The sequence below is a fragment of the Bradyrhizobium lablabi genome (genome assembly GCF_018129385.1).
Taxonomy (GTDB): domain Bacteria; phylum Pseudomonadota; class Alphaproteobacteria; order Rhizobiales; family Xanthobacteraceae; genus Bradyrhizobium; species Bradyrhizobium lablabi_C.
Map to the genome: position 1 here is coordinate 626481 of NZ_JAFCLN010000001.1, position 20789 is coordinate 647269.

19 protein-coding genes and 1 pseudogene are annotated in these 20789 nt (G+C 63.6%); 8 read left to right on the forward strand and 12 right to left on the reverse strand.

The window, feature by feature from the left end:
• Window positions 1-4 precede the first annotated feature (4 nt).
• Window positions 5-835: a DeoR/GlpR family DNA-binding transcription regulator gene (locus tag JQ628_RS02885; protein ID WP_212218833.1), complete on the reverse strand. Its 831-nt coding sequence runs from the start codon at window positions 833-835 to the stop codon at window positions 5-7.
• Window positions 836-1059: 224 nt separating this feature from the next.
• Between JQ628_RS02885 and JQ628_RS02890 the strand changes: the two genes are divergently transcribed.
• Together JQ628_RS02890 and JQ628_RS02895 are read left to right on the forward strand one after the other, a co-directional pair.
• Window positions 1060-1503 (forward strand): nuclear transport factor 2 family protein, encoded by a 444-nt coding sequence (locus JQ628_RS02890; RefSeq protein ID WP_212218836.1) that lies wholly within the window; start codon window positions 1060-1062, stop codon window positions 1501-1503.
• Window positions 1504-1690: 187 nt separating this feature from the next.
• Entirely contained in the window at window positions 1691-2143 is a 453-nt protein-coding gene (locus JQ628_RS02895) for a DUF3574 domain-containing protein (protein WP_212218839.1), read from the forward strand.
• A gap of 138 nt (window positions 2144-2281) precedes the next feature.
• On the opposite strand, the gene JQ628_RS02900 is transcribed toward JQ628_RS02895, so the two are convergent.
• A complete protein-coding gene (locus JQ628_RS02900; RefSeq protein WP_212218841.1) occupies window positions 2282-2473 on the reverse strand; it encodes a hypothetical protein in 192 nt (63 codons plus the stop codon).
• Window positions 2474-2663: 190 nt separating this feature from the next.
• Here JQ628_RS02900 and JQ628_RS02905 point away from each other — a divergent pair.
• Window positions 2664-2957: pseudogene (locus JQ628_RS02905) on the forward strand (hypothetical protein); the annotation flags it as partial.
• 296 nt (window positions 2958-3253) lie between these two features.
• Here JQ628_RS02905 and JQ628_RS02910 read toward each other — a convergent pair.
• From JQ628_RS02910 to JQ628_RS02925, 4 genes are read right to left on the reverse strand one after another with little or no spacing between them, the layout of a single operon-like run.
• Complete coding sequence (locus JQ628_RS02910; RefSeq protein WP_212218852.1) at window positions 3254-3685, reverse strand: acyl-CoA thioesterase; 432 nt, start codon at window positions 3683-3685, stop codon at window positions 3254-3256.
• A complete protein-coding gene (locus JQ628_RS02915) occupies window positions 3682-5793 on the reverse strand; it encodes a 3-hydroxyacyl-CoA dehydrogenase NAD-binding domain-containing protein (RefSeq protein WP_212218856.1) in 2112 nt (703 codons plus the stop codon). The genes JQ628_RS02910 and JQ628_RS02915 overlap by 4 nt, the downstream gene beginning before the upstream one ends.
• 2 nt (window positions 5794-5795) lie before the next feature.
• Window positions 5796-7079, reverse strand: a complete 1284-nt coding sequence (locus tag JQ628_RS02920) for an acetyl-CoA C-acetyltransferase (protein ID WP_212218858.1) — start codon at window positions 7077-7079, stop codon at window positions 5796-5798.
• Entirely contained in the window at window positions 7079-9346 is a 2268-nt protein-coding gene (locus JQ628_RS02925) for an acyl-CoA dehydrogenase (protein ID WP_212218861.1), read from the reverse strand. Before JQ628_RS02925 ends, JQ628_RS02920 begins: the two co-directional genes overlap by 1 nt.
• Before the next feature lie 402 nt (window positions 9347-9748).
• On the opposite strand from JQ628_RS02925, the gene JQ628_RS02930 reads away from it, so the two are divergent.
• Window positions 9749-10747, forward strand: coding sequence for a YwqG family protein (locus JQ628_RS02930; RefSeq protein WP_212218864.1), 999 nt, complete (start codon window positions 9749-9751; stop codon window positions 10745-10747).
• A gap of 33 nt (window positions 10748-10780) precedes the next feature.
• Here JQ628_RS02930 and JQ628_RS02935 read toward each other — a convergent pair whose 3' ends face one another.
• Window positions 10781-11779 carry a L,D-transpeptidase family protein gene (locus JQ628_RS02935; RefSeq protein WP_212218866.1) on the reverse strand — a complete coding sequence of 333 codons (999 nt, stop codon included), beginning with the start codon at window positions 11777-11779 and terminating at the stop codon, window positions 10781-10783.
• Between the two features lie 95 nt (window positions 11780-11874).
• Window positions 11875-13461 carry a winged helix-turn-helix domain-containing tetratricopeptide repeat protein gene (locus tag JQ628_RS02940; protein ID WP_212218868.1) on the reverse strand — a complete coding sequence of 529 codons (1587 nt, stop codon included), beginning with the start codon at window positions 13459-13461 and terminating at the stop codon, window positions 11875-11877.
• A gap of 209 nt (window positions 13462-13670) precedes the next feature.
• Here JQ628_RS02940 and JQ628_RS02945 point away from each other — a divergent pair, with 209 nt between their 5' ends.
• Both JQ628_RS02945 and JQ628_RS02950 read left to right on the forward strand, forming a co-directional pair.
• Complete coding sequence (locus JQ628_RS02945; RefSeq protein WP_212218871.1) at window positions 13671-14651, forward strand: Bug family tripartite tricarboxylate transporter substrate binding protein; 981 nt, start codon at window positions 13671-13673, stop codon at window positions 14649-14651.
• A gap of 15 nt (window positions 14652-14666) precedes the next feature.
• On the forward strand, window positions 14667-15683 hold the full coding sequence (locus tag JQ628_RS02950) for a methyltransferase (RefSeq protein ID WP_212218874.1): 1017 nt from the start codon (window positions 14667-14669) through the stop codon (window positions 15681-15683).
• A gap of 8 nt (window positions 15684-15691) precedes the next feature.
• On the opposite strand, the gene JQ628_RS02955 is transcribed toward JQ628_RS02950, so the two are convergent.
• Together JQ628_RS02955 and JQ628_RS02960 are read right to left on the reverse strand one after the other, a co-directional pair.
• Window positions 15692-16663 (reverse strand): Bug family tripartite tricarboxylate transporter substrate binding protein, encoded by a 972-nt coding sequence (locus JQ628_RS02955; RefSeq protein WP_212218877.1) that lies wholly within the window; start codon window positions 16661-16663, stop codon window positions 15692-15694.
• Window positions 16664-16740: 77 nt separating this feature from the next.
• Complete coding sequence (locus JQ628_RS02960; protein ID WP_212218880.1) at window positions 16741-17829, reverse strand: TRAP transporter substrate-binding protein; 1089 nt, start codon at window positions 17827-17829, stop codon at window positions 16741-16743.
• Between the two features lie 194 nt (window positions 17830-18023).
• Here JQ628_RS02960 and JQ628_RS02965 point away from each other — a divergent pair, with 194 nt between their 5' ends.
• Window positions 18024-18986: a dihydrodipicolinate synthase family protein gene (locus tag JQ628_RS02965; RefSeq protein WP_212218882.1), complete on the forward strand. Its 963-nt coding sequence runs from the start codon at window positions 18024-18026 to the stop codon at window positions 18984-18986.
• Between the two features lie 2 nt (window positions 18987-18988).
• Window positions 18989-19339 carry a hypothetical protein gene (locus JQ628_RS02970; RefSeq protein WP_212218885.1) on the forward strand — a complete coding sequence of 117 codons (351 nt, stop codon included), beginning with the start codon at window positions 18989-18991 and terminating at the stop codon, window positions 19337-19339.
• Window positions 19340-19394: 55 nt separating this feature from the next.
• Here the strand turns inward: JQ628_RS02970 and JQ628_RS02975 are convergent, their stop codons facing one another.
• Both JQ628_RS02975 and JQ628_RS02980 read right to left on the reverse strand, forming a co-directional pair.
• Window positions 19395-20027 carry a flavin reductase family protein gene (locus JQ628_RS02975; RefSeq protein WP_349628010.1) on the reverse strand — a complete coding sequence of 211 codons (633 nt, stop codon included), beginning with the start codon at window positions 20025-20027 and terminating at the stop codon, window positions 19395-19397.
• 154 nt (window positions 20028-20181) lie between these two features.
• Complete coding sequence (locus tag JQ628_RS02980; RefSeq protein ID WP_212218890.1) at window positions 20182-20787, reverse strand: TetR/AcrR family transcriptional regulator; 606 nt, start codon at window positions 20785-20787, stop codon at window positions 20182-20184.
• Window positions 20788-20789: the final 2 nt, after the last annotated feature.

The window sequence follows — 20789 nt, forward strand, 5'->3', positions numbered from 1 at the left end:
GTGTTTATACGCTCCGCAGCGCCGGCGGCGGCGAGCCGGGCTCGGCGTCGTCGATATCGGCGACCGGCTTGTCCATGGCGACCACGACCTCGATGCCGCGGTGGTGACAGATGCTGGCGAGGCCGGAGGGCAGCGGCGAGTCCGTCACAAAGGTCTGGATCTGCGACAGGTGCGCGATGCGGACCGGGGCGCTGCGGCGCAGCTTTGTCGAATCGGCGACCAGCATGACGCTGCGGGCGTTGGCGATGATCGCCTGCGCCGCCTGCACCTCGCGATAGTCGAAATCGAGCAGCGCGCCCTCCTCGTCGATCGCGGAAGCGCCGATGATGGCGTAGTCGACCTTGAACTGGCCGATCAACTGCGTGGCGGTCGAGCCGACCACGGCGCCGTCGGCCCGGCGCACCGTGCCGCCGGCCACGATCACCTCGATGCGCGGGTGGCGATACAGCAGCATCGCGACATTGAGGTTGTTGGTGATGACCAGCATGTCCTCATGCGAGGTCAGCGCGCTTGCGACTTCTTCCGTCGTGGTGCCGATGTTGATGAACAGCGAGCAGCCGTTCGGGATGCGCGCGGCGGCGGCGATCCCGATCGCCTTCTTCTCCTCGGCGGCGACGAAGCGGCGCGCCTCATAGGCGAGGTTTTCGACGCCCGAGGCGATGATGGCGCCGCCATGGATGCGGGTCAGCGAGCGCTGGTCGCAGAGGTCGTTGAGGTCCTTGCGGATGGTCTGCGCCGACACCTCAAAGCGCCTGGCGAGATCGTCCACCATCACCCGGCCAAAGGAGCGGGCGATGTTGAGGATTTCAGTCTGGCGATGCGACAGTCCGGCCACGGCGTTCTTTCCGGCGGTGGACGGATATGGTGCGGCGGTTTCGCGGCGCGGTCAACGTGGCGGGCGCTAAATCGCAGACAGAGTTAAGGGCCGGAACTCCGCCGTCATTGCGCAGCCGCAAAAATGATTGGAAATCATTTTGCTGCAGATGGCCTGCCCCGCTCGACAAATGAAAACACCGCTGCAAGACTGTGCTCACAATCAAGAAAATCCGGAGGATCCCCATGCAGATCGATCGCCGTTACTTTGCCTTGTCTGCAGCCGCGCTTACGCTGCTCGGCACCACGTCCGCTTTCGCCGGAGCCGATGAAGATGAGATCACCAAGAAGCTCGAAGCATTCCGCGCGGCCCAGCAGGCCGGCAACGCCGACGGCCTCGCCCCGCTCCTGGCGGAGGAGCTGAGCTATAGCCATTCGCTGGGCCAACTCGACGACAAGGCGAAGCTGCTGTCGGGCGTCAAGAACGCGAACTACAAATGGACGACGCTTGAATACAAGAATCCCACGGTCAAGGTCGTCGGCCCGGCCGCGATCGTGCGCTTCAACTTCGTCGGCGAGCAGGAATTCACCGACGGCAAGAAGACGCCGCAGAACCTCGCCATCCTGATGAACTGGCAGAAGCAGGGCAGCGAGTGGAAGCTGCTGTCGCGCTCGGCGACAAAACTCTGACAGAGCTGACGGGACGCCGGGAAAAGGCGCGCCGCCATTCACGCGGTGGCGCGCCCGGTCGATCACGCGGACGTAGGCTCCCGTTATTTGATCCGTTGCATCGTTGGGATATAATCGCTGAATTAATCCTGCTGCTATTTCGCGGCCGGGAGGGGCGCTTGGCGCCGCCAGGATCGCAGTTTCCGACATGCGCTTTAAGCCGAAGACCGTTCTCGCCCTCTCGGTCCTGGCTTCCCTGACCGCGATTGTCGGTTTGGGCGTCACGCTCATGCAACTCGAAGCGCCGACATCCGCAAAGACCGCCGGATGTACCCCTCCCGCGCGGGCGCAGGTCCGCCACGAGCTGGTGTTCGGGACCGCGCGCGCTCACGGCGTGCCGATCAGGGAGGACGAGTGGCAATCGTTCGTCGATTCGATCGTGACCCCGCGCTTTCCGGACGGGCTCACGGTGCTGAACGCCAGCGGCCAGTGGCGTGGAGAAGGCGGCCTGACCAAGGAACAGGCCCGCATCCTCGTGATCTGGCATGATCGCTTGCCGTCGCGGGACGCCGACATCGAGGCCATTCGCTCGGCCTATAAGGAGCGCTTCGATCAGGAAAGCGTGCTGCGGATCGACAGCGTTTCGTGCGTGTCGTTCTGAGCGATCACCCGCGGGAAATGCAATCTGGCGCCGCAAAAATAAGCGGTCATCACCGGGCTTGTCCCGGTGATTCACGTCTTACTTTTTCGATGAAACAAAGACGTGGATGGCCGGGTCAAGCCCGGCCATGACAGTTAACTACGCCGCCAGCACCGCCTCACCATTGGCGATACGGCGCGCGGCGCGTTCGGCCTCGCGCGGGTTGCGGAAGAGCTTGCCATCGAGCTGGTTGAAGCGGTGGGAGGCGGCGAAGAAGATGTAACCTTTGGGATCACGAACGACGATACCGGCCGGCTGCGAGCCGATTTCGATGATGTAGGTCTGCGACATGCCAGCCTCAATTGCGAAATTCCGCACCGATAACCGGGCAGAGGGGCAAATGTTCCAGCGGCGCGCTTGACCGAAAAACGGCTAAATTGATGGCTTTTCTGACGAAATTGGCCGGCCGGCGGGCTTGACCTTTAACGGTCAGTCCTGCGAATCGTGGTAGGAAGCATCACCCGACTGGAGAATCAGCGAAATGACAAGATTGGCCCTCATCGCCCTGCTCGCCTTGGCGATCCTGATGCCGCCGAAGCAGGCGGCGGCCCAAGATGCAATTGGCGGCGCCATTTTCGGCGGTGCGGCAGGCGCCATCCTTGGCGGCGCGATCGGCGGCGGCCGTGGCGCTGCGATCGGTGCGGTGCTCGGCGCCGGAACCGGCGCGGCGATCGCGGCGGAAGGCGAACGCCGGGGCCGCTACTATTATTATCGCAACGCCTGCTATCTGCCGCAGGGCGACGGCACCTATGTTGCGGTCGAGCCGGGCTATTGCGCCGGCCCGCCCCCGGCCCCGGCTTACGTTCAAGGCGGCTACGATGCTCCGCGCTGCACGCGCTCGCCGACCTTCGATCCGCGCGACGGCACCTTCATCGACCGCAACGGCTATCGCCGCCGCTGCATTTGAGGCGCCACGGGTTAGGCACAACGCCCACCCCGCCCAGCGACGTCATGCCCCGCGAATGCGGGGCATCCAGTACGCCGCGGCCTCACGGTTCAACCACAAGCGTCTCTGGAATACTGGGTCACCCGCCTGCGCGGGTGACGACGGCTGTTATGAGGCGGCAGGGCCTACGCCGAAATCGCCGCGCCATCCCGCGGGATGACGCGCGGCTTGCCGTCATCGTCAATCGCGACGTAAGTAAAATTCCCGTCGGTGACGAGGATGGGCTGCGTCTCCTTGCGCCGCACCACCCAGGCTTCGAGATGGATGGTCATCGAAGTGCGGCCGACGCGGATGAGATTGGCGTAGACGGATACGAGGTCGCCGACATAGACGGGTTTTCGAAAGTTCATCGCTTCGATCGAAACCGTGACCGTACGACTCTTGGCGATCTTCAATGCGGCAACGCCGCCGGCGAGGTCCATCTGGCTGAGCAGCCAGCCGCCAAAGATGTCGCCATTGGCGTTGGTATCGGCCGGCATCGCCAGCGTGCGGATGCAGAGATCGCCGCGCGGCTCGGTGAGGTTGCTCGGCGGCGCATGCACGTGGGCATCAGTCACTTAAAATTCTCCCAGCCCGGATCGGGCGCAAAGCGGTCGCCGAATTTTTGCGCCAGCGCGCGCAGCGTGGAGGCGACGTTCTCCGGGCCGCGTGTGCGGGCGTAATTGAGCGGGCCGCCGCGGAACGGCGCGTAGCCGGTGCCGAATATCATGGCGCCGTCGACCACGTCGGCATTGTCGACGATGCCTTCGCGCAGGCAGGCGACGCAGACGTTCGACATCGGCAGCACGAGACGATCGATCATTTCCGGCGTCGGCTCGGTCGGCTGCTGCGCGCCTTGCGGCTGCGGGCCGGCGGATTTTTGCGCCTTGCCGTCCTTCCAGTCGTAAAAGCCCTTGCCGGTCTTGCGGCCGAGCTCGCCGCGCGCGACCTTCTCGCGCAGCCAGGCCGGCGTCGGCGGCAGGGCGTCGCCAAATTTCGAGCGCAGCATGTCGCCGACATCGAGGCAAATATCGAGGCCGACCTGGTCGGCGAGTTCGATAGGCCCCATCGGCATGCCGAACTTGATCGCGGCGGCGTCGATGACGGTCTTGTCGATCTTCTCGTCCAGCATCACCATCGCCTCCAGCATGTAGGGCGTCAGCGCGCGGTTGACGAGGAAGCCCGGCGAGCTCTTCACCGGCAGCGGCAGGCGGTCGATGGCGCCGACAAAGGCCATCGCCTCCTTCAGCAATTGCGCGTCGGTGCCGTCATGGCTGACGACCTCGACGAGCTGTAGCCGCGACACCGGGTTGAAGAAGTGCAGCCCCAGCAAGCGCTCGGGCTTTTGCAGCGTGGTGCGCAAATCCTGCAACGGAATGCTCGACGTGTTGGTGGCGAGGATCGCGCCCGGTTTCATCTTCGGCTCGAGGCCGGCATAGACCTTCTGCTTCAGCTCCAGCTTTTCCGGCACCGCCTCGATGATCAGATCGGCGCTGCGCACACCCTCGCCGACCATGTCCGGAATCAGGCGATCGCCGGCGTCGCGCACGGCGGTGCGCTTGCGCATGATCTTGCCGAACAGTTCTGTGGCGCGCTTCATCGCGGCCGCGATCGGCTCCGGCTTCATGTCGGCGAGCGTCACCCGCATATCCTGGTTGGCGCACCAGGCGGCGATGTCGCCGCCCATCGCGCCGGCGCCGATCACATGCACATGCTCGATCTTGTTGCCGCTTCCAGCGAGCTTCTTCATCTGCTCGCGCAGGAAGAACACGCGGATCAGGTTCTGCGCCGCCGGCGTCACCATCAGATGGGCGAACGAGGTCTTTTCCGCTGCCAGCATCGCGCGCTTGTCGCCGCCGTGGCGCTCCCAGAGGTCGATCAGCGCATCGGGCGCGGGATAGTTTTCATGCGGCGCGGCCTTTTCCGCCTCGCGGCGCATGCGCGAGGCGAGGAAGCCGCGCACCGGGGCGAAATTGAGAAGGCTATTGAGCGGGCCCGGCTTGGCGCGCTTCAGGCGGCCGGCCATCGCGTCCTTGACCGCGTTGCGGACGTGGCGCTCCTCGCAGACGGCATCGACGAGCCCGAGCGATTTTGCGCGGCGGGCATCGACGGTCCTGCCGGTCAGCATCATCGTCATCGCCTGCATGGGATTGACGAGCGCAGTGAACCGCGCGGTACCGCCGAGACCCGGATGCAGGCCGAGCATGATCTCCGGAAAGCCGAAGCGTGCGTCTGAAATCGCGATGCGCATCTGGCAGGCCAGCGCCACCTCCAGACCGCCGCCGAGGCAGAAGCCATGGATGACGGCAACGGTCGGAATGCGCAGGGCTTCCAGCCGGTCGATCACCGCATGCGCGCGACCGATCTCGGTCTCGACCTGCTTTGGATCGCTGGCGCCGCGGAATTCGTTGACGTCGGCGCCCGCGATGAAGCCGCTGGTCTTGGCGGAACGGATGACGAGGCCGGTCGGCCGCTGTTCTTCCAGCTCCGCCAGCACGCGGTCGAGCTCAGCGATGACTTCGGCCGAGAGCGTATTGGCGCTGGTGCCATCGCGGTCGAACAGCAGCCAGGCGACGCCGTCGGCATCGCGGTTCAACCGAAAATTACGATAGCGGCTTTCCATATCGCGCCCGGGGCCGAGTTCGAGCACGCGGTCGCCGAGAACGTCCATGATCTTGCCGGCCATGATCACACCACCTCGATCAACATGGCGCCGCCCTGCCCGCCACCGATACATTCGGTGGCGATGCCGCGCCGCGTGCCGAGCCGCTTCATCGCATTGACGAGATGCAGCACGATGCGATTACCCGATGTGCCGACGGGATGGCCGAGGCTGATCGCGCCGCCATCGACGTTAAGCTTTGCGTGGTCGATCTCGCCGGCGGGACCGTCGAGGCCCAGCACTTCCTTGCAGAATTTTTCGTCCTTCCAAGCCGCAAGGCAGCCGAGCACCTGCGTGGCGAAGGCTTCGTTCAATTCCCAGGTCTCGATATCGCCGAGCGTGAGTTCGTTGCGCTTGAGCAGCGCAGTTGCGGACATCACCGGCCCGAGCCCCATAATGGAGGGATCGAGCGCGGCCCACTGGCTGTCGAGGATCACCGCCTTCGGCGTCAGCCCGTGCTTTGCCACGGCTTCTTCGGAAGCGAGGATCACCCAGGAGGCGCCGTCGGTGATCTGCGAGGAATTGCCGGCCGTGACCTGGCCCCAGGGGCGCTCAAAGACCGGCTTCAGTTTTGACAAGGACTCAGGCGTCGAGTCCGGCCGCACGCCGTCGTCATGATCGAAGAATTTGCCGTCACGCGAGAACGCGGTTTCCAGCTCGCCCTTGAGAAAGCCCTGCGACTGCGCATTCGCCAGCCGCTTGTGGCTTTCGGCGGCATAGGCGTCCGACTGCTCGCGGGTGATGCCGAAGAGCTGGCCGACGACTTCCGCCGTCTGGCCCATGTTGAGTTCGGTGATGGGATCGGTCAGCCCGCGTTCGAGTCCGATAATCGGCTTGAGATAGCTCGGCTTCACCTTCAGCGCGGCCATGATCTTTGCGCCGATGCCTTTGGCGCCAGCAAGGCCTGCGAACCAGCGCACGCCCTGTTGCGGCCAGACCAGCGGCGCGTGGCTCAGCGCCTCGGCGCCGCCGGCCAGGATCAGGTCGGACACGCCTTCGCGGATGTAGCGAAAGCCGGTATCGATCGATTGCATGCCGGAGCCGCAATTGATCTGCACCGTGAAGGCGACCATCCTTTCGCCCATGCCGAGCCGCAGCGCTGCAACGCGCGCCGGGTTCATTTCATCTGCAATGACATTGACACAGCCGAGGATCACCTGATCGAAGGTATCAGGCGCAAAGGGCTGACGCGCCAGCAAGGGCCGACCACATTGCACGGCAAGATCGACCGGGGTGAAGGGCCCAGGACCCGAACGTGCCTTGATGAACGGCGTCCGGCTGCCGTCGACAATAAAAACCGGTCGCGCCATCAGCTTGCCGCCCTCTGCTCACCCAATTCCTGGAAGAATTGATGCACGTCGGCGGATTTTTTGTAAATCGGCGACAGCGCTTCCGGCGCAAAATCGTCGACCTCGATGACCTTCATCACGGCGTCATGTGTGGCGGCGATCTTGTCACCTTCGCTCTGGGTGATGACGCCCTTCTTCACCGCTTCCTTCCAGTCGTGGATGCGGGCGGCGTGCAGTTTCTTGCGGATATCCTCGGAGTCGGCGACCTGCCGGAAAGCCTTTTCCAGCCGGAAAATGCCGCCATCGTCATCGACGTGCGACAGGTCGGGTGTCAGCCGGTCGCGTGCCGCCGACGGCTCCAGGATGAGCGCGGCGCATTGGTGCACGACGCGGTCGATCGGGCCGAGCCCACGGACGCCAAACGGCTGGATCAGGAATTTCAGGATCACGGCCACGAAGCGGTTGGGCAGATTGCCGAGGATTTCCGCAAAACGGGTTTCGATGGTGCGGAAGCCGGTGGCCATGCACCATTCGAGCGCGGCAAAATCCTCCTTCTGCCGGCCCTCGTCCTGCCAGCGTTTTAGCGCGGCGGAGAGCAGATACAGCTCGGACAGGATGTCGCCGAAGCGGGCCGAGAGCATCTCCTTGCGCTTGAGCGCGCCGCCGAGCGTCAGCAACGCCATGTCGGCGCAGAGCGCGAAGGCGGCCGAGTAGCGCGAGAGCTGCCGATAGAAGCGCGTCGCTTCGCCGGCGTTCGGCGCGTTGACCCAGATGCCCGCGGTCCAGGCACGACCCCAGGCGCGGAACAGCGTCTTGAAGGAGTGCCCGACGTGTTTCCAGAGCGCCTTGTCAAAGGCCTCCAGGCCGCGGGTGCGGTCGCCATCGCGCAGCGCATTCATCTCCTCTAACAGATGGGGATGCGCGCGGATCGCGCCCTGCCCGAACACGATGAGATTGCGGGTGAGGATGTTGGCGCCCTCCACGGTGATGCCGACCGGCACCGCGCGGTAGAGGTTGCCCATGTAGTTCTGCGGCCCGTCGATCACCGCTTTGCCGCCATGGATGTCCATGGCGTCGTCGATCACGACGCGCATCCGCTCGGTGGCGTGCAGCTTCATGATGCCGGAGATGACTGCGGGATGATGGCCCTCGTTGAGCGCAGCGCAGGTCAGTCTGCGCGCCGCATCCAAGAGGTAGGCGGTGCCGGCGATGCGGGCGAGCGGCTCCTCGACGCCTTCGAATTTGGAAATCGAGATGCCGAACTGCTCGCGAATGCGGGCATAGGCACCGGTGACGCGCGCCGAATAGGCCGCACCGGCAGCCGACAGCGAGGGCAGCGAAATGCCGCGGCCGGCGGCCAGCGCCGTCATCAGCATCTTCCATCCTTGCCCGAGCCGCTCCTGCCCGCCGATGATGTAGTCCATGGGGATGAAGACATCGCGGCCCCAGTTCGGGCCGTTCTGAAACACCTGCATCGAGGGCAGATGGCGATGGCCGATCTCAACGCCCGGCAGATGGGTGGGAATCAGCGCGACGGTGATGCCGAGCTCTTCCTCGCTGCCCACGAGATGATCCGGGTCATAGGCCTTGAAGGCCAGACCCAGCAGCGTCGAAACCGGTCCCAGCGTGATGTAGCGCTTGTGCCAGTTGAGCCGCAGGCCGAGCACCTCGCGGCCTTCGAACTGGCCCTTGCAGATGATGCCGCTGTCGACCATCGACGCCGCATCCGAGCCGGCCTCGGGGCTGGTCAGGCCGAAGCAGGGAATGTCGCGGCCGTCGGCAAGACGCGGCAGCCATTTGTCCTGCTGCTCCTTGGTGCCGAAGCGCATCAGCAGTTCGCCAGGCCCGAGCGAGTTCGGCACCATCACAGTGACGGCGGCGGCGAGCGAGCGGGAGGAGAGTTTGCGCACCACTTCCGAATGGGCATAGGGGGAGAAGCCGAGCCCGCCATGCTCCTTCGGAATGATCATGCCGAAGAATTTTTTCTTCTTGATGAAGTCCCACGCCTCGGGCGGCAGGTCGCGCCATTCCCAATTGATCTTCCATTCGTCAAGCATGGCGCAGAGTTCGTCGACCGGGCCGTTGAGGAAGGCCTTTTCCTCGTCGGTCAACCTCGCCTGCGGATAGGCGAGAAGCTTCGACCAATCGGGGTCGCCGGCGAAGAGATCGGCGTCCCACCAGACATCGCCCGCTTCGAGCGCCTCGCGCTCGGTGTCCGACATCGGCGGCAGCACGCCGCGGGCAAAGGAAAAAATCGGCTTGGTGATGTAGTCGCGGCGAAAGCTCATGGGGATACCTCAAGGTTCGGCGTCGCGGACGGCTTTAGGGATTTTAGCCGAAAGTGCCTGTCAGGGGTGAACACTTCGCTTTGAAAATGATGCGAAATTGACGCGGCCGGACGGCATTTGTTAACGGCAACGGGCGGCTTCCGTTCCGGGAAATACCCCGGTGCCGCGGCTCACGCTTCCCAGGTTTGCGGGAGTACTCAAGTGCGCATCATGTCCGCCATGGAGAATGGGTAGACATGTGCAGGCCATCCCCGGAATGTCGCTTGATGACCTCGAAGCGGACACGAGCCTGCGCCAGCATGGACCCTTGATATTGCAAGCCGTATCGTTCGCGGCCGTCGTGGACGGATGACACCGATGTTGTCGAGACCGGAACTGGAGAGCGCACTTTGGCAAGGTGGCATGGGCGAACATGCCGCCGGGCTGGCCCGGATGGCGAGATATTCCATCATGCTGGCCCCGGGACCGATCGACGAAACAAATATGCCGTTGGGCTCGAGCCGTCTGGGCGGCGAGCCCGACTTGCCGGTCGATTTCGATTGGCCGATGCGACCGGCGTTTGAAGCGCAGGACAACTGGACCGGTCCGATTCCTGGCCGCCTGCTGCTCGGCCCTAGCCATTGGCTGCACCGCTTGCTCGGCACCGAAAAATGGAAGCAGGCATCGCAGGCATGGCAACGCGCGCGCGATGCCGAACGAAGCATCCGCAATCGCGACTGGCCGCTGAGCTTCGTCGCTCAGATCGACTTTGCCGAACTCCACGCAGTGCATGCATTGGATGGTTTTCCGTCTTCCGGCCGTCTGCTGCTGTTCTGTGATCCCTTCGATTGGCCGTGGGGCGAAAAAGCCGACCAGGCACGGACCCGCGCCATCTACACGGAGCAGCCGCTTGAGCGCTTGCAGCGCAGGCGCGCCCCACCGGAGTTTGCCGAGCCCGAGGCAAGGCAGGTGATGCCGCGCGGGTTCGTATTCAAACCGCGCCTCCTGCGGCCGGCTGCCTGGCTGATGCCTCCGCCGCTGCGTTCCTGCGCGCTGGATGACCTGCGCGCCGAACGGCCCGGCGCCTGGAAACAGGATGGTCCGGCCTTTTCCGCCTATCGGCAATTCTGGGACGACCTGCATGCGCGGCATCCCGACATATTCGCCGAACAAGGCCAGATGATCCACCAGGTGGGCGGATCGGCGTTTTCCATTCAGGAGCCGGTGGAACGGGAAACCGCAAGACTGACGGCAGATGCGTCCGCGACGGCAGAAGACTGGCAACTCGTCTTGCAGATCAGCAGCGATGTCGACGCGGGAATGGAGTGGGGAGACACCGGGCGGCTTTACCTGTCGGCGCGCAAGCAGGATTTGGCCGCGCGGCGTTTCGATCAATGCTGGATGCTGATGCAGTGTTACTGAAGCCCCCGAAAGCAGCCGGGGGAGTTGCGGCGATCACCTCTGTCTTGCCGCCGAGCGTTCGATGAACGCCACCTCGGTGCCCTTCTTCAGCAATTTTGCCAGCCGGTCGGCGTCCCAATTGGTGAGACGAACGCAACCATGCGATTCCGTCTTGCTCACCTTGGATGGATCGGGAGTGCCGTGAATGCCATAGCCCTCGCCCGGTGACAGCCCGATCCATTGCGTGCCGACCGGATTGTTCGGGCCCGGCTTGATGGTGAAGGCGCGCTTGGCCTTGACGCCCTTGAACTTGTAGTCCGGGTTGTAGCGATAGTGCGGGTTGGCATCGATCGAGGCCACCTTGAGCACCCCGCTGGGGGTCGGCTTGTCATCGCTCCCGACGGTGGCCGGGAAGAAGGCGATCAGTTCGCCGGCATTGCCGAAGGCTTTGACGGTCTGTGCTGTCTTGTCGACCTCAACGCGGGCAACGGCCGGCTTGTCCCCTCTCACCGCGATGTTCACCACCGAAATCGTCTGCCCGGGTTCATCGAACTTCTTGCCGGGATTGAGAGCTGCGAGCAGCGCCTCGCTCATGTGAAATTTTTCCGCAAGCGCCTCGCGCGGGCTGGTGTAGCCGAGTGCCTTCAGGTCCTTCATGTCTTCCATCTTGCGTGGGAGCTTTTCCAGGAAAGGACCCTTTACGTCCTTTTCCGTGATTTTGTAGTCAACGATGACGGCGTCGGGGCTGGTGGCAATCAGCGCGCTCCAGACTTCAGGCGTCAGCGTCTGCTTGCCGGCAGGAAGGTCCTTCGATGCCGCGAATGCCTTGAGCGCCTTTTCGGCGTTCTCCCCCATCTTGCCGTCGATCTCGCCCGGGGAGAAGCTGGCGCGGTCCAGCAGGACCTGCGCCTTGACGATCGCGGGATGGATCGCATCGCGGGCCGGCGGCTTGCCCTTGAGTTCGGCAGCATTGATCGAGGGCGCATCGACGCCGGCGAATGCCGGGCGAACGAGGCACGCAAGTAGTCCCAATCCGACAAGCCAGCGCGTCATCGGCAAGCTCCAAACCTGCCCTGATAAAGATCAGGACGGCCCGGAGTTCCCAACCGGCGCGCGGCGCAGCGACGCGCCCGCACGCCATTCCGACATCACCCCTCAGGGAGGCCGGCGATCCGCATCCCCGCGTAGAAGCGTTCGCGGGTTGCCAGATATATCGGGTTGTCGCTTCTCGCGTTGACGCGGTACCGGCGGATGGTGAAGCCGGGATCAAACGCGAGGCCCGCTAGGGCTGTCGATCGGGCCTCCATCACATCACCGGCCAGCGCCAGTGCGGCCGCGAGTTGAAAATGAGTATGCGGATGATTTCGATTGGACTCCAGGCTCCGGCGAAACCAGGCGATTGACTCCAGATCTGCGCCGGCCGCGAACCTGGCCATGCCAGCGAACATGAACCAGATGAAGGTGCGCGTGTCGCGCGGGGACAGGCGGAGCGCTTCCTGGATGTGCGCCTCGACCTCCTCGATGCGTCCCATGAGATACTTGCCAAAGCCGATAAACCCGTGGGCGTCGGCCAAATTGCGGTCAAGCGCCAGCGCCTGGTTGCACGCGGCAATGCCTTCGGCAATCCGGCGCGTTTGCATCCGAACCGCACCAAGAAACATATGGGCTCTGGGATAGTTGGGGGCCAGCGACAGCACCCTGATCAATGCGCTCTCCGCGGCATCCAGATGCAGGATTCCGTCATCGGTCAAATGTCCGGAAGCCAATGCCATATCAAGATGAGCCGCGCTGACGGCCGCCTCGATATTTTCCGGGTCGAGCGCGAGCGCACGCGCAAAAAAGTTCCTCGCCCGCTCGATGGAAGCAGGTGTCAGCGCCTTGTTTATGCTTGCCCTACCCTGGAAGTAGAGGTCCATCGCATCCGGGTGCGGTGAGCGTTCCGCGCGCCGCGCTTCGACCTCGATGAGTTCGGCATTCAATGTGTTGGCGAGCCGTGAAACGATCTCGTCCTGCATATCGAAGAGGTCGGCGGCCGGCTTGTCGAAGCGTTCGGCCCACAGATGGTTGCCGGTCTCCGCATCGATCAACTGCGCATTCAGCCGAAACCGGTTGCCGCCGCGTTGCACCGAGCCTTCGAGCACATAACGGACATTCAATTCGCGCCCGATCAGCTTGACGTCGACCGCCCTGCCCTTGAAGGTGAATGCGGTGTTGCGGGCGATCACGAACGAACCCGCAATGCGCGACAGGTCCGTCGTCAGGCTCTCGGTGACCCCATCGACAAAATAGTCCTGCTCGGGACCGGCGCCGATATTGGCAAACGGCAAAACCACGATCGACAGACGCGGCGCGGTGGGCCGGACCGCGCTGCCATTGCCGGTTCGCCAAGCCAATTCATCCTGAACGGATGCCGCAGGCCGTCGCCGGACTTCCTGCACCGGACCGACAAAGCGAAAGCCCTTGCGCGGGAGTGTCTTGATCAGGCGCTGTTGTTCGCCGGAATCGCCGATCGCGCTCCGGGCGGCGTTCAGGCGGGTCGTCAGCGCCGCCTCCGAGACAATGCGCCCGTTCCAGACGGCGTTGAGGAGATCGTCCCGGCTGACCACCTGCTCCCGGTTGCGGATCAGGTACTCGAGCAGGTCGAACACCTGTGGTGCAACCGGGACGATATCGGAGGCGCGATGCAACTCACGCTGGTCGGTATCCAATGCGTAGTCCTCGAAGAGATAGCGCAAGCTGCCATTCCCTCCCGCCTTTCGATCACCGACTGTTTTTAGCACCGGGGCAAGCCACAACGTAAGCCGCCGGTAAGGAAAAAGTAAGCCGCACATCAAGCGCGTAGCCGCATGTCTTGGTACCGTCCGTTTCGCAGAATAGCCTGCTGGCGCTGGCTCCAACCGATCCCCGGCCGGCGCGAAATCGGGCCAGACCACGGAGACTGTTCATGATCACGCGTCGTGATTTGCTGAACGCGTCGGCGGCCGGCGTCGCACTTTCCGCCACTGGTTTTGTGCCGCAGGGCATCGCGCAACCGCTCGCGAGAACCGTGCATATCGTGACGGGTTTTACGCCCGGGCTCCAGGACACCATGGGAAGGCTGATTGCGAGCCAGATGAAGGATTACGCCGAGACAATCGTGGTCGAGACCCGACCGGGTGCGGCCGGACGTGTCGCAGCGGAGTCCGTCAAGAGCGGCGCCGCCGACGGGTCGATCATGCTGTTCGGGCCGCTAGGCTTCCTCACGCTCTTTCCGCATGTCCACAAGACGCTTCCATACAAGGCGGAAGATTTTATTCCCGTCACGACGGCCGGCGCCGTTCCGACATTGCTGACGGTGGGCCCAAAGGTACCGGCCGAGGTAAAAACCCTCGCCGATTTCGTCGCATGGTGCCGGGCCAATCCCGGGCAAGCGAGTTTCGGAACGGCGGGTGCCGGAAGCACGCTGCACTTTATCGGTGCGATGCTGGGCCGCACCGAGCGCATTGAATATCTTCACGTGCCCTATCAGGGCAGAGGCGCAATCGACGACCTCCTCAAGGGCGAGATTGCATCTGCCATCATGCCACTCCCTAGTTCGTTCAGCCTTGTCCAGGCCGGCAGCCTCCGCGCGCTGGCAACCACCGGGACGCACCGCAGCCCGTTCCTTCCCGATGTGCCGACGATGGCGGAAGCCGGCTATCCCTCGCTCAGGGACACTACGTGGTCTGGATTCTTCGTTCCGGCAAAGACGCCGGCGCCCGTCGTCGAAAAGCTCAACGGCGCTATCCAGGCGGCCTTGCGCACCGACGCGGTAAAATCGGGCATGGCAAAATTGGGGGTTGAGATCGATGCGATCTCGATGAACGATCTGACCCGGCTGATCGCATCCGAATCCGAACGGTGGAAGGGGATCGTGCAGGCAACGGGATTCACCCCTGCGGGCTGAGAAACGGGAGATCGCATGCCGCCGGTGAAATCGGCATCCGAATTGCGGCAACTCATTCAGTCGCATCGCGTGACGGCGGTGATCCATGTCGCTGCACGATTGGGAATTGCGGAGCTGCTGCGCGACGAACCGCTACCGGTCGGGAAACTGGCGGTGGCGACCGGTGCCGATGAACAGGCCCTTCGCCGCCTGCTGATCGCGCTGTCGACGATCGGGATTTGCAGCGCCGAAGGGGACGATCGATTCTCATTGACCGACTTGGGCGCCGGCCTCGACGGAAATTCCGAACAGTCGTTCAAGGCGTGGGCGATCTTCGAGGGGCAGATATTGTCCCATCGCTGGAGCGGCATGCTGGATTCGGTGATGACCGGCAAGACCGCCGCGCAACTCCAGGGCGTCGACAACAGCTTTGACTTGATGGCGCAGAGCCCGGAGACCGTCAGCATCTTCAACGCGGCCATGGCAGACCTGACGCGTTTTACGACGCCCGGCATCTTGGGCGCATATGATTTCAGTCAAATCGTCAGCTTGATGGACGTGGGAGGCGGCGCCGGCGAACTCATCGCCGCGATCGCGAGGCGATATCCGCAGATACGGGGCGCGGTTTTCGATCTTCCCCGCTGCGCCGAGGCGGCGCTCCATCATCTGGACCGCATGCAGGTGAAGGACCGTACTGAATTCCTGCCCGGCGATTTCTTCCAGGCGGTCCCCTCAGGGGCCGATGCGATCATCATGAAGAGCATTCTCCACGACTGGAACGACGAGCGCTGCTCGGTGATCCTCAGGAATTGTCGCCAGGCGCTTCCGCCGAGCGGCGTATTGCTGGTCGTCGAACGCATCATGCCGGAAGCGCCGAGCCCGAGCGAGGAGCATCGCGAGCAGGCGATGAGCGACCTGAACATGCTGCGCGGCCCGGGCGGCCTCGAGCGAACGGAGAAGCAATATCGCCGCCTGCTCGAGGAAGCCGGCTTCCGCCAGGTGTCAATCCACCCGGCGGGCCTGTTCAGCGTGATCGAATCGCGGCTGAGCTAACGCCTGCCTTATTGCTCGATCTTGATGTTGGCGTCCTTGATCACCTTGCCCCAGCGCGCGATTTCCTCGCCGACGAAGGCGCGGAATTCCTCGGGGGTGCTGCCGACCGCCACGATGCCCTGATCGGCGAGCTTGGCCTGTAACGCGGGATCGGCGAGCGCCTTCTTGGCCTCCGCCGCGACGCGGTCGACGATTTCCTTTGGCGTGCCGGCGGGCGCGATAATTCCGGCCCAGGTGCCCGAGACGAAGTCGGGCACGCCCTGCTCTGCCATCGTCGGCACATCCGGCGCGGCCGGAACGCGTTCCTTGGCGGTGACCGCCAGCGCTTTGGCATTGCCGGATTTCACCTGGGGCATCAGCGGGCCGATGATGTCGAACATTACGTTGATCTGACCGCCCACCAGATCCTGCAACGCGCCGGCCGTGCCCTTGTAGGGAATGTGCTGCATGTTGGTGCCGGTACGGCTCTTGAACATCTCCATGGTCAGATGCGCCGCCGCGCCGATGCCGCTCGATGCAAAATTGAGTTCGCCCGGCTTGGACTTGGCGAGCGCGATCAGCTCTTTCACATTGTTCGCCGGCAGCGACGGGTGCGCGATCATGATCAGCGGCGCCGAGCTCATCAACGACACGTAAGTGAGGTCCTTGAGCGTGTCGTAAGGCAGCTTGGGATTGAGGGTGGGATTGACCGAATGCGCCGCGATGACGGTGCCGAAGGTGTAGCCGTCGGGCGCGGCCTTGGCGACCACGTCGGTGCCGATGATGGCGTTGGCGCCCGGCTTGTTTTCAAAGACGATGGTCTGGCCGAGCGCATCGGCGATCTTCTGCCCGACGAGGCGGGCCATCAGATCGGTGTAGCCGCCCGGCGTATAGGGCACGATCATGCGGATCGGCCGGTTCGGCCAGTTTTGCGCGAAGGCCTCGCTAGCGGAGACCAGCATGAGCGCCAAGGCTGCGATGGCGCGGAGTGAATATTTCATGATTCAGTTTCCCAAAATTGCAGCGTCGCACGCTCATCAGCGCGCGACGCCATTGTTCTTGTTATTGACGGGTATGCTCAGCCCTTGCGCATTTTGCTGAGCAGATAATTGTCGTAATAGTTCTCGCCGATCTGCGTATAGAACAGCACTTCTTTCATATACGCGTCGTGGCTCTCCTTGGTCTTCTTGAAGAGCGGGCTCTTGGACGCGATGTCGTTCAGGTACTCTTGCGTGGCGTTGTAGCAGGCTTCCATCACCGGCTGCGGGAAGGCGCGCAGCTCCGCTCCGCCAGCGACGAGCCGCTTCAGCGCTGCCGGATTGACGCTGTCGTATTTCTCGAGCATCCACGCGCCGGCCGCTGCGCCGGCCTGGTTGAGAATGAACTGGTACTGCTTGGGCAGCGCGTTCCACTTCTCCTCGTTGATAATCATGTGCAGCATGGCGCCGCCTTCCCACCAGCCGGGGAAGTAGTAGTACTTCGCCACCTTGTAGAAGCCGAGTTTTTCGTCGTCGTAGGGACCGACGAACTCGGCCGCGTCGATCGAGCCCTTCTCCAGCGCCGAATAGACCTCGCCGCCCGCGATCTGCTGCGGCACGATGCCGAGCTTGGCCAGCACATGCCCGCCCATGCCGGCGATACGGAATTTCAGGCCGTTGAGATCGTCTGTTGTCTTGATCTCCTTGCGGAACCAGCCGCCCATCTGCGTGCCGGAATTGCCTGCGAGGATGGCGTGGGCCTTGAAGGGCTTGAGCGCCTCGTTGACGAGGTCGGCGCCGCCGCCGAACGCCCACCAGGATTCCTGGTGGCGGTGATTCATGCCGAAGGGCACGCCGGTCGCATAGGCCAGCGCCGGCTCCTTGCCGATGTAGAAATAAAGCGGGGTCTGCGCGACCTCGACGGTCGCCGAGCTCACCGCATCGAGCGCTTGCAGGCCGGGCACGATCTCGCCGGCCGCAAAGGTCTGGATCTGAAACTTGCCGTCGGTGGCATCCGCCACGTATTTCGCAAAGGTCTGCGCGGTGCCGAAGATGGTGTCGAGCGACTTCGGAAAGCTCGAAGTCAGGCGCCATTTGATTTCGGGCGTACCTTGCGCGATGGCGGGCGCCGCGACCAGCGTGGTCGCGCCGGCGACGGCGCCGCCCTTGAGGAATGTACGGCGTTTCATGAGCTGTTTACTCCCTTTAAATTGCAATCCGTCGGCACCGGGCGAAAGAGCGCCCCTCGCCATTTCCCCCTCTATAACGAATTATTGGGCATGCGTGGAAGCGCTACCTTGCCGCTGGCGGTGCGGTTATTTTGCAGATGTCCGCCAGCCGTAGCATGCTAGTCTTGACCGTGAACCGCCGAAGGAGACGAGACATGGCCCGCCATCCCGACTTCGTGCCGCAAGGTGTGATCCCGGCGGTGCTGCTGCCATTCCACGAGGACCTTTCGATCGACGAGGCAAGCTTCCGGGCCCACCTGCGCGATGTCGCCGCGGTGCAAGGATTATCCGCGATCACCGTCAACGCGCACTCCACCGAGGTTGCCTCCTGCACGCGGGACGAGCAGCGCCGCGTGATGGAGATCGCGGGCGAGGAAGCCGGCGGCAAATTGCCGATCGTTCATGGTGTGTGGGCGGACGGCAGCCTGGAGGCAGCGCGGATCGCGCGGCAGGCGCAGGCCGGCGGCGCTTCGGCGCTGTTAGTGTTTCCACCCGCTCCGTTCACCCTTGGCCAGACGCCCGAGATGGCGCTGGCCCATTTCAAAGCCATCGCCGATGCTTCCGATCTGCCGATCATCGTATTTCAATATCCCCTCGCCACCGGCCAGGGCTATCCGATGGCGACGCTGGAGCGGCTGTTCGACGAAGCGCCGACCATCCGCGCCATCAAGGACTGGACGCCGCTGGTGCCGCAGCACGAAAATCATGTGCGCGCGTTGCAGGGACGCAAGCGTCCGATCAACGTGCTGTCCACCAACAGCGCCTTTCTCCTGAGCTCGCTGGTGCTCGGCTGCAACGGCCTGCTTTCCGGCAGCGGCAGCGTGATCGCCGATCTCCAGGCAAAACTGTTCCGCGCCGCGCAAGCCAACGATCTGGCGGAAGCGCGCCGGCTGAACGACCTGATTTATCCGACGGCACGGGTGTTCTACGCCGATCCCTTTGTCGACATGCACAACCGCATGAAGGAAGCGCTGGTGCTGCTCGGCAAGCTGCCGCGCGCGGTGGTGCGCCCGCCGCTGGTGAAGATTTCGGAGGCGGAAATTGCGCGGATCAGGGACGCACTGATCGCAGCGGGATTGCTCGACACGCGTGCAGCGCTGGGACGCAACGCGGCTTGAGCGTGGCCGAGGACGATGACGCGACCGACGAGATCGCGTTGATCGAGGCGCGGCTCGAGCATCTTGCCGAGGTCGCCGAGAGCTGCCGCAAATACATCCTGGCTTCCAAGGCCGCTATCGCCGGCGGCCTTGCCTTGCTGGCTCTCGTGATGTTCGGCCTGCTCGGCGGCAATCAGGTCCTTGCCCTCGGATCGATCGCCGCCGTGCTGGGCGGGGTTGTCTCGCTCGGATCGAATTTCAGCACGCTGCAACAGACGACAGCCGCCATGAACGCCGCCGAAGCGCTCCGCTCGGAGTTGATCGGCCGGCTCGATTTGCATGTGGTCGCCGATAGCCCGCTCAAGCTGAACTGAGGCAGGATCGCTTCGCTTACCTCGCCCTGCTTGCGGGGAGAGGGAGGATGGAGATTCAATCCGGCCGGATCATCTCGAACATGTCTTCCTGCTTGATCTCGAAATAGTCGCCCTTGCGGCCGGCGCGGACGATGGGCCGGGCAAGGCCGGTCTGGTAGACGCCGTCCCTGATCATGGCCTTGTCGATATGGACGGCGACGACCTCGCCGAAGGTGACCCAGGCATTGGCCTTCTCGCCGTTGGCGCCCTGGAGCTGGATGATCTGGGTCACCTTGCATTCGAAGGCGACCGGGCTTTCGGCGACGCGCGGGACGTTGACGAGCCTGCCCGGTACGGCGGTGAGGCCCGCGATCGTGAACTCGCTGACGTCGTGGGCGACGTGCGCGGCGGTGGCATTCATGTGCTGCGCCAAATCTTTGGTGGCGAGATTCCAGACGAATTCGCCGGTCTCCTTCACGTTCTGGACGGTGTCCTTCCAGGAGGTGGAGGAGAAACCGATGATCGGCGGTACGTAGCAAAAGCCGTTGAAGAAGCTGTAGGGCGCGAGGTTGATGTTGCCCTTGGCATCGCGCGAGGAGATCCAGCCGATCGGGCGCGGCGCGACGATCGCGTTGAAGGGATCGTGCTTCAGGCCGTGGCCGTTCCTGGGTTCATAGAAGTGCAAGTCTTTGGGAGATTTGGCGTCCACGGCTGCTTTTCCGCTCTTTTGTAGGGTGGGCAAAACCACCGGGTCACGCGCGAATGCGCGCCCGATGATAGGCTCCGCGTGCCCGCCCATAAAGCAAATAAATGGTGGGCACGGCGCTGACGCGCCTTTCCTACCCCTACAAAATTGCGTGAAACTATTTCGCCTGGCGCGGCTCAAGCGCCCGGAACAGGAAATCGATCATCTGGTCGATCGTGGCGGTCGGCTTGTTGACGGCCTGGGCGATCATCTGCGGGTGGAAGAAGCGGATCATGCCGGTGCAGGTGCAGAGCGCCGCCAGCGGCACGTCGGGGGCCTCGAACTCGCCCGAGGCGACGCCATCGGCGATGACCTGTCCGATCATGCCGGTGACGCATTCGATATGGGCGACGCAGACGTCCCAATCCTCTTCCATCGCGATCGCAACCATCTCGTGCAGCTTGGAATCGCCGACATAGCGCTCGGTGTTCATATGATTGATGGTCGTGAGCAGCTGGCGCAGACGGGGTTTTGCCGGACCGGACCCGGAGGCGATCCGGCGCGCCTCGGTTTCGACCTCGCCCATCAGGGCCCGGGCCACGCCCTCGTGGATCGACTTCTTGGAATCGAAGAAGCGGTAGACGTTGGCCGGCGACATCCGCAATTCCTTGGCGATGTCGGCGACCGTCGTCTTCTGATAGCCGAGCTGCCGGAACAGACGCTCCGCCACCACGAGAATGCGTTCGCGGGTGTCAGTTTCGGCGTGTTCGGCGATCAGAGACATGG

Excerpts from the sequence above, each read along its gene's own strand:
- JQ628_RS02890 (WP_212218836.1), top strand. The coding sequence starts at position 1,060 with ATGCAGATCGATCGCCGTTACTTTGCCTTGTCTGCAGCCGCGCTTACG.
- JQ628_RS02895 (WP_212218839.1), top strand. The coding sequence starts at position 1,691 with ATGCGCTTTAAGCCGAAGACCGTTCTCGCCCTCTCGGTCCTGGCTTCC.
- JQ628_RS02900 (WP_212218841.1), bottom strand. The coding sequence starts at position 2,473 with ATGTCGCAGACCTACATCATCGAAATCGGCTCGCAGCCGGCCGGTATC.
- JQ628_RS02915 (WP_212218856.1), bottom strand. The coding sequence starts at position 5,793 with ATGGCCGGCAAGATCATGGACGTTCTCGGCGACCGCGTGCTCGAACTC.
- JQ628_RS02920 (WP_212218858.1), bottom strand. The coding sequence starts at position 7,079 with ATGGCGCGACCGGTTTTTATTGTCGACGGCAGCCGGACGCCGTTCATC.
- JQ628_RS02925 (WP_212218861.1), bottom strand. The coding sequence starts at position 9,346 with ATGAGCTTTCGCCGCGACTACATCACCAAGCCGATTTTTTCCTTTGCC.
- JQ628_RS02930 (WP_212218864.1), top strand. The coding sequence starts at position 9,749 with ATGGGCGAACATGCCGCCGGGCTGGCCCGGATGGCGAGATATTCCATC.
- JQ628_RS02935 (WP_212218866.1), bottom strand. The coding sequence starts at position 11,779 with ATGACGCGCTGGCTTGTCGGATTGGGACTACTTGCGTGCCTCGTTCGC.
- JQ628_RS02945 (WP_212218871.1), top strand. The coding sequence starts at position 13,671 with ATGATCACGCGTCGTGATTTGCTGAACGCGTCGGCGGCCGGCGTCGCA.
- JQ628_RS02950 (WP_212218874.1), top strand. The coding sequence starts at position 14,667 with ATGCCGCCGGTGAAATCGGCATCCGAATTGCGGCAACTCATTCAGTCG.
- JQ628_RS02955 (WP_212218877.1), bottom strand. The coding sequence starts at position 16,663 with ATGAAATATTCACTCCGCGCCATCGCAGCCTTGGCGCTCATGCTGGTC.
- JQ628_RS02960 (WP_212218880.1), bottom strand. The coding sequence starts at position 17,829 with ATGAAACGCCGTACATTCCTCAAGGGCGGCGCCGTCGCCGGCGCGACC.
- JQ628_RS02965 (WP_212218882.1), top strand. The coding sequence starts at position 18,024 with ATGGCCCGCCATCCCGACTTCGTGCCGCAAGGTGTGATCCCGGCGGTG.
- JQ628_RS02980 (WP_212218890.1), bottom strand. The coding sequence starts at position 20,787 with ATGTCTCTGATCGCCGAACACGCCGAAACTGACACCCGCGAACGCATT.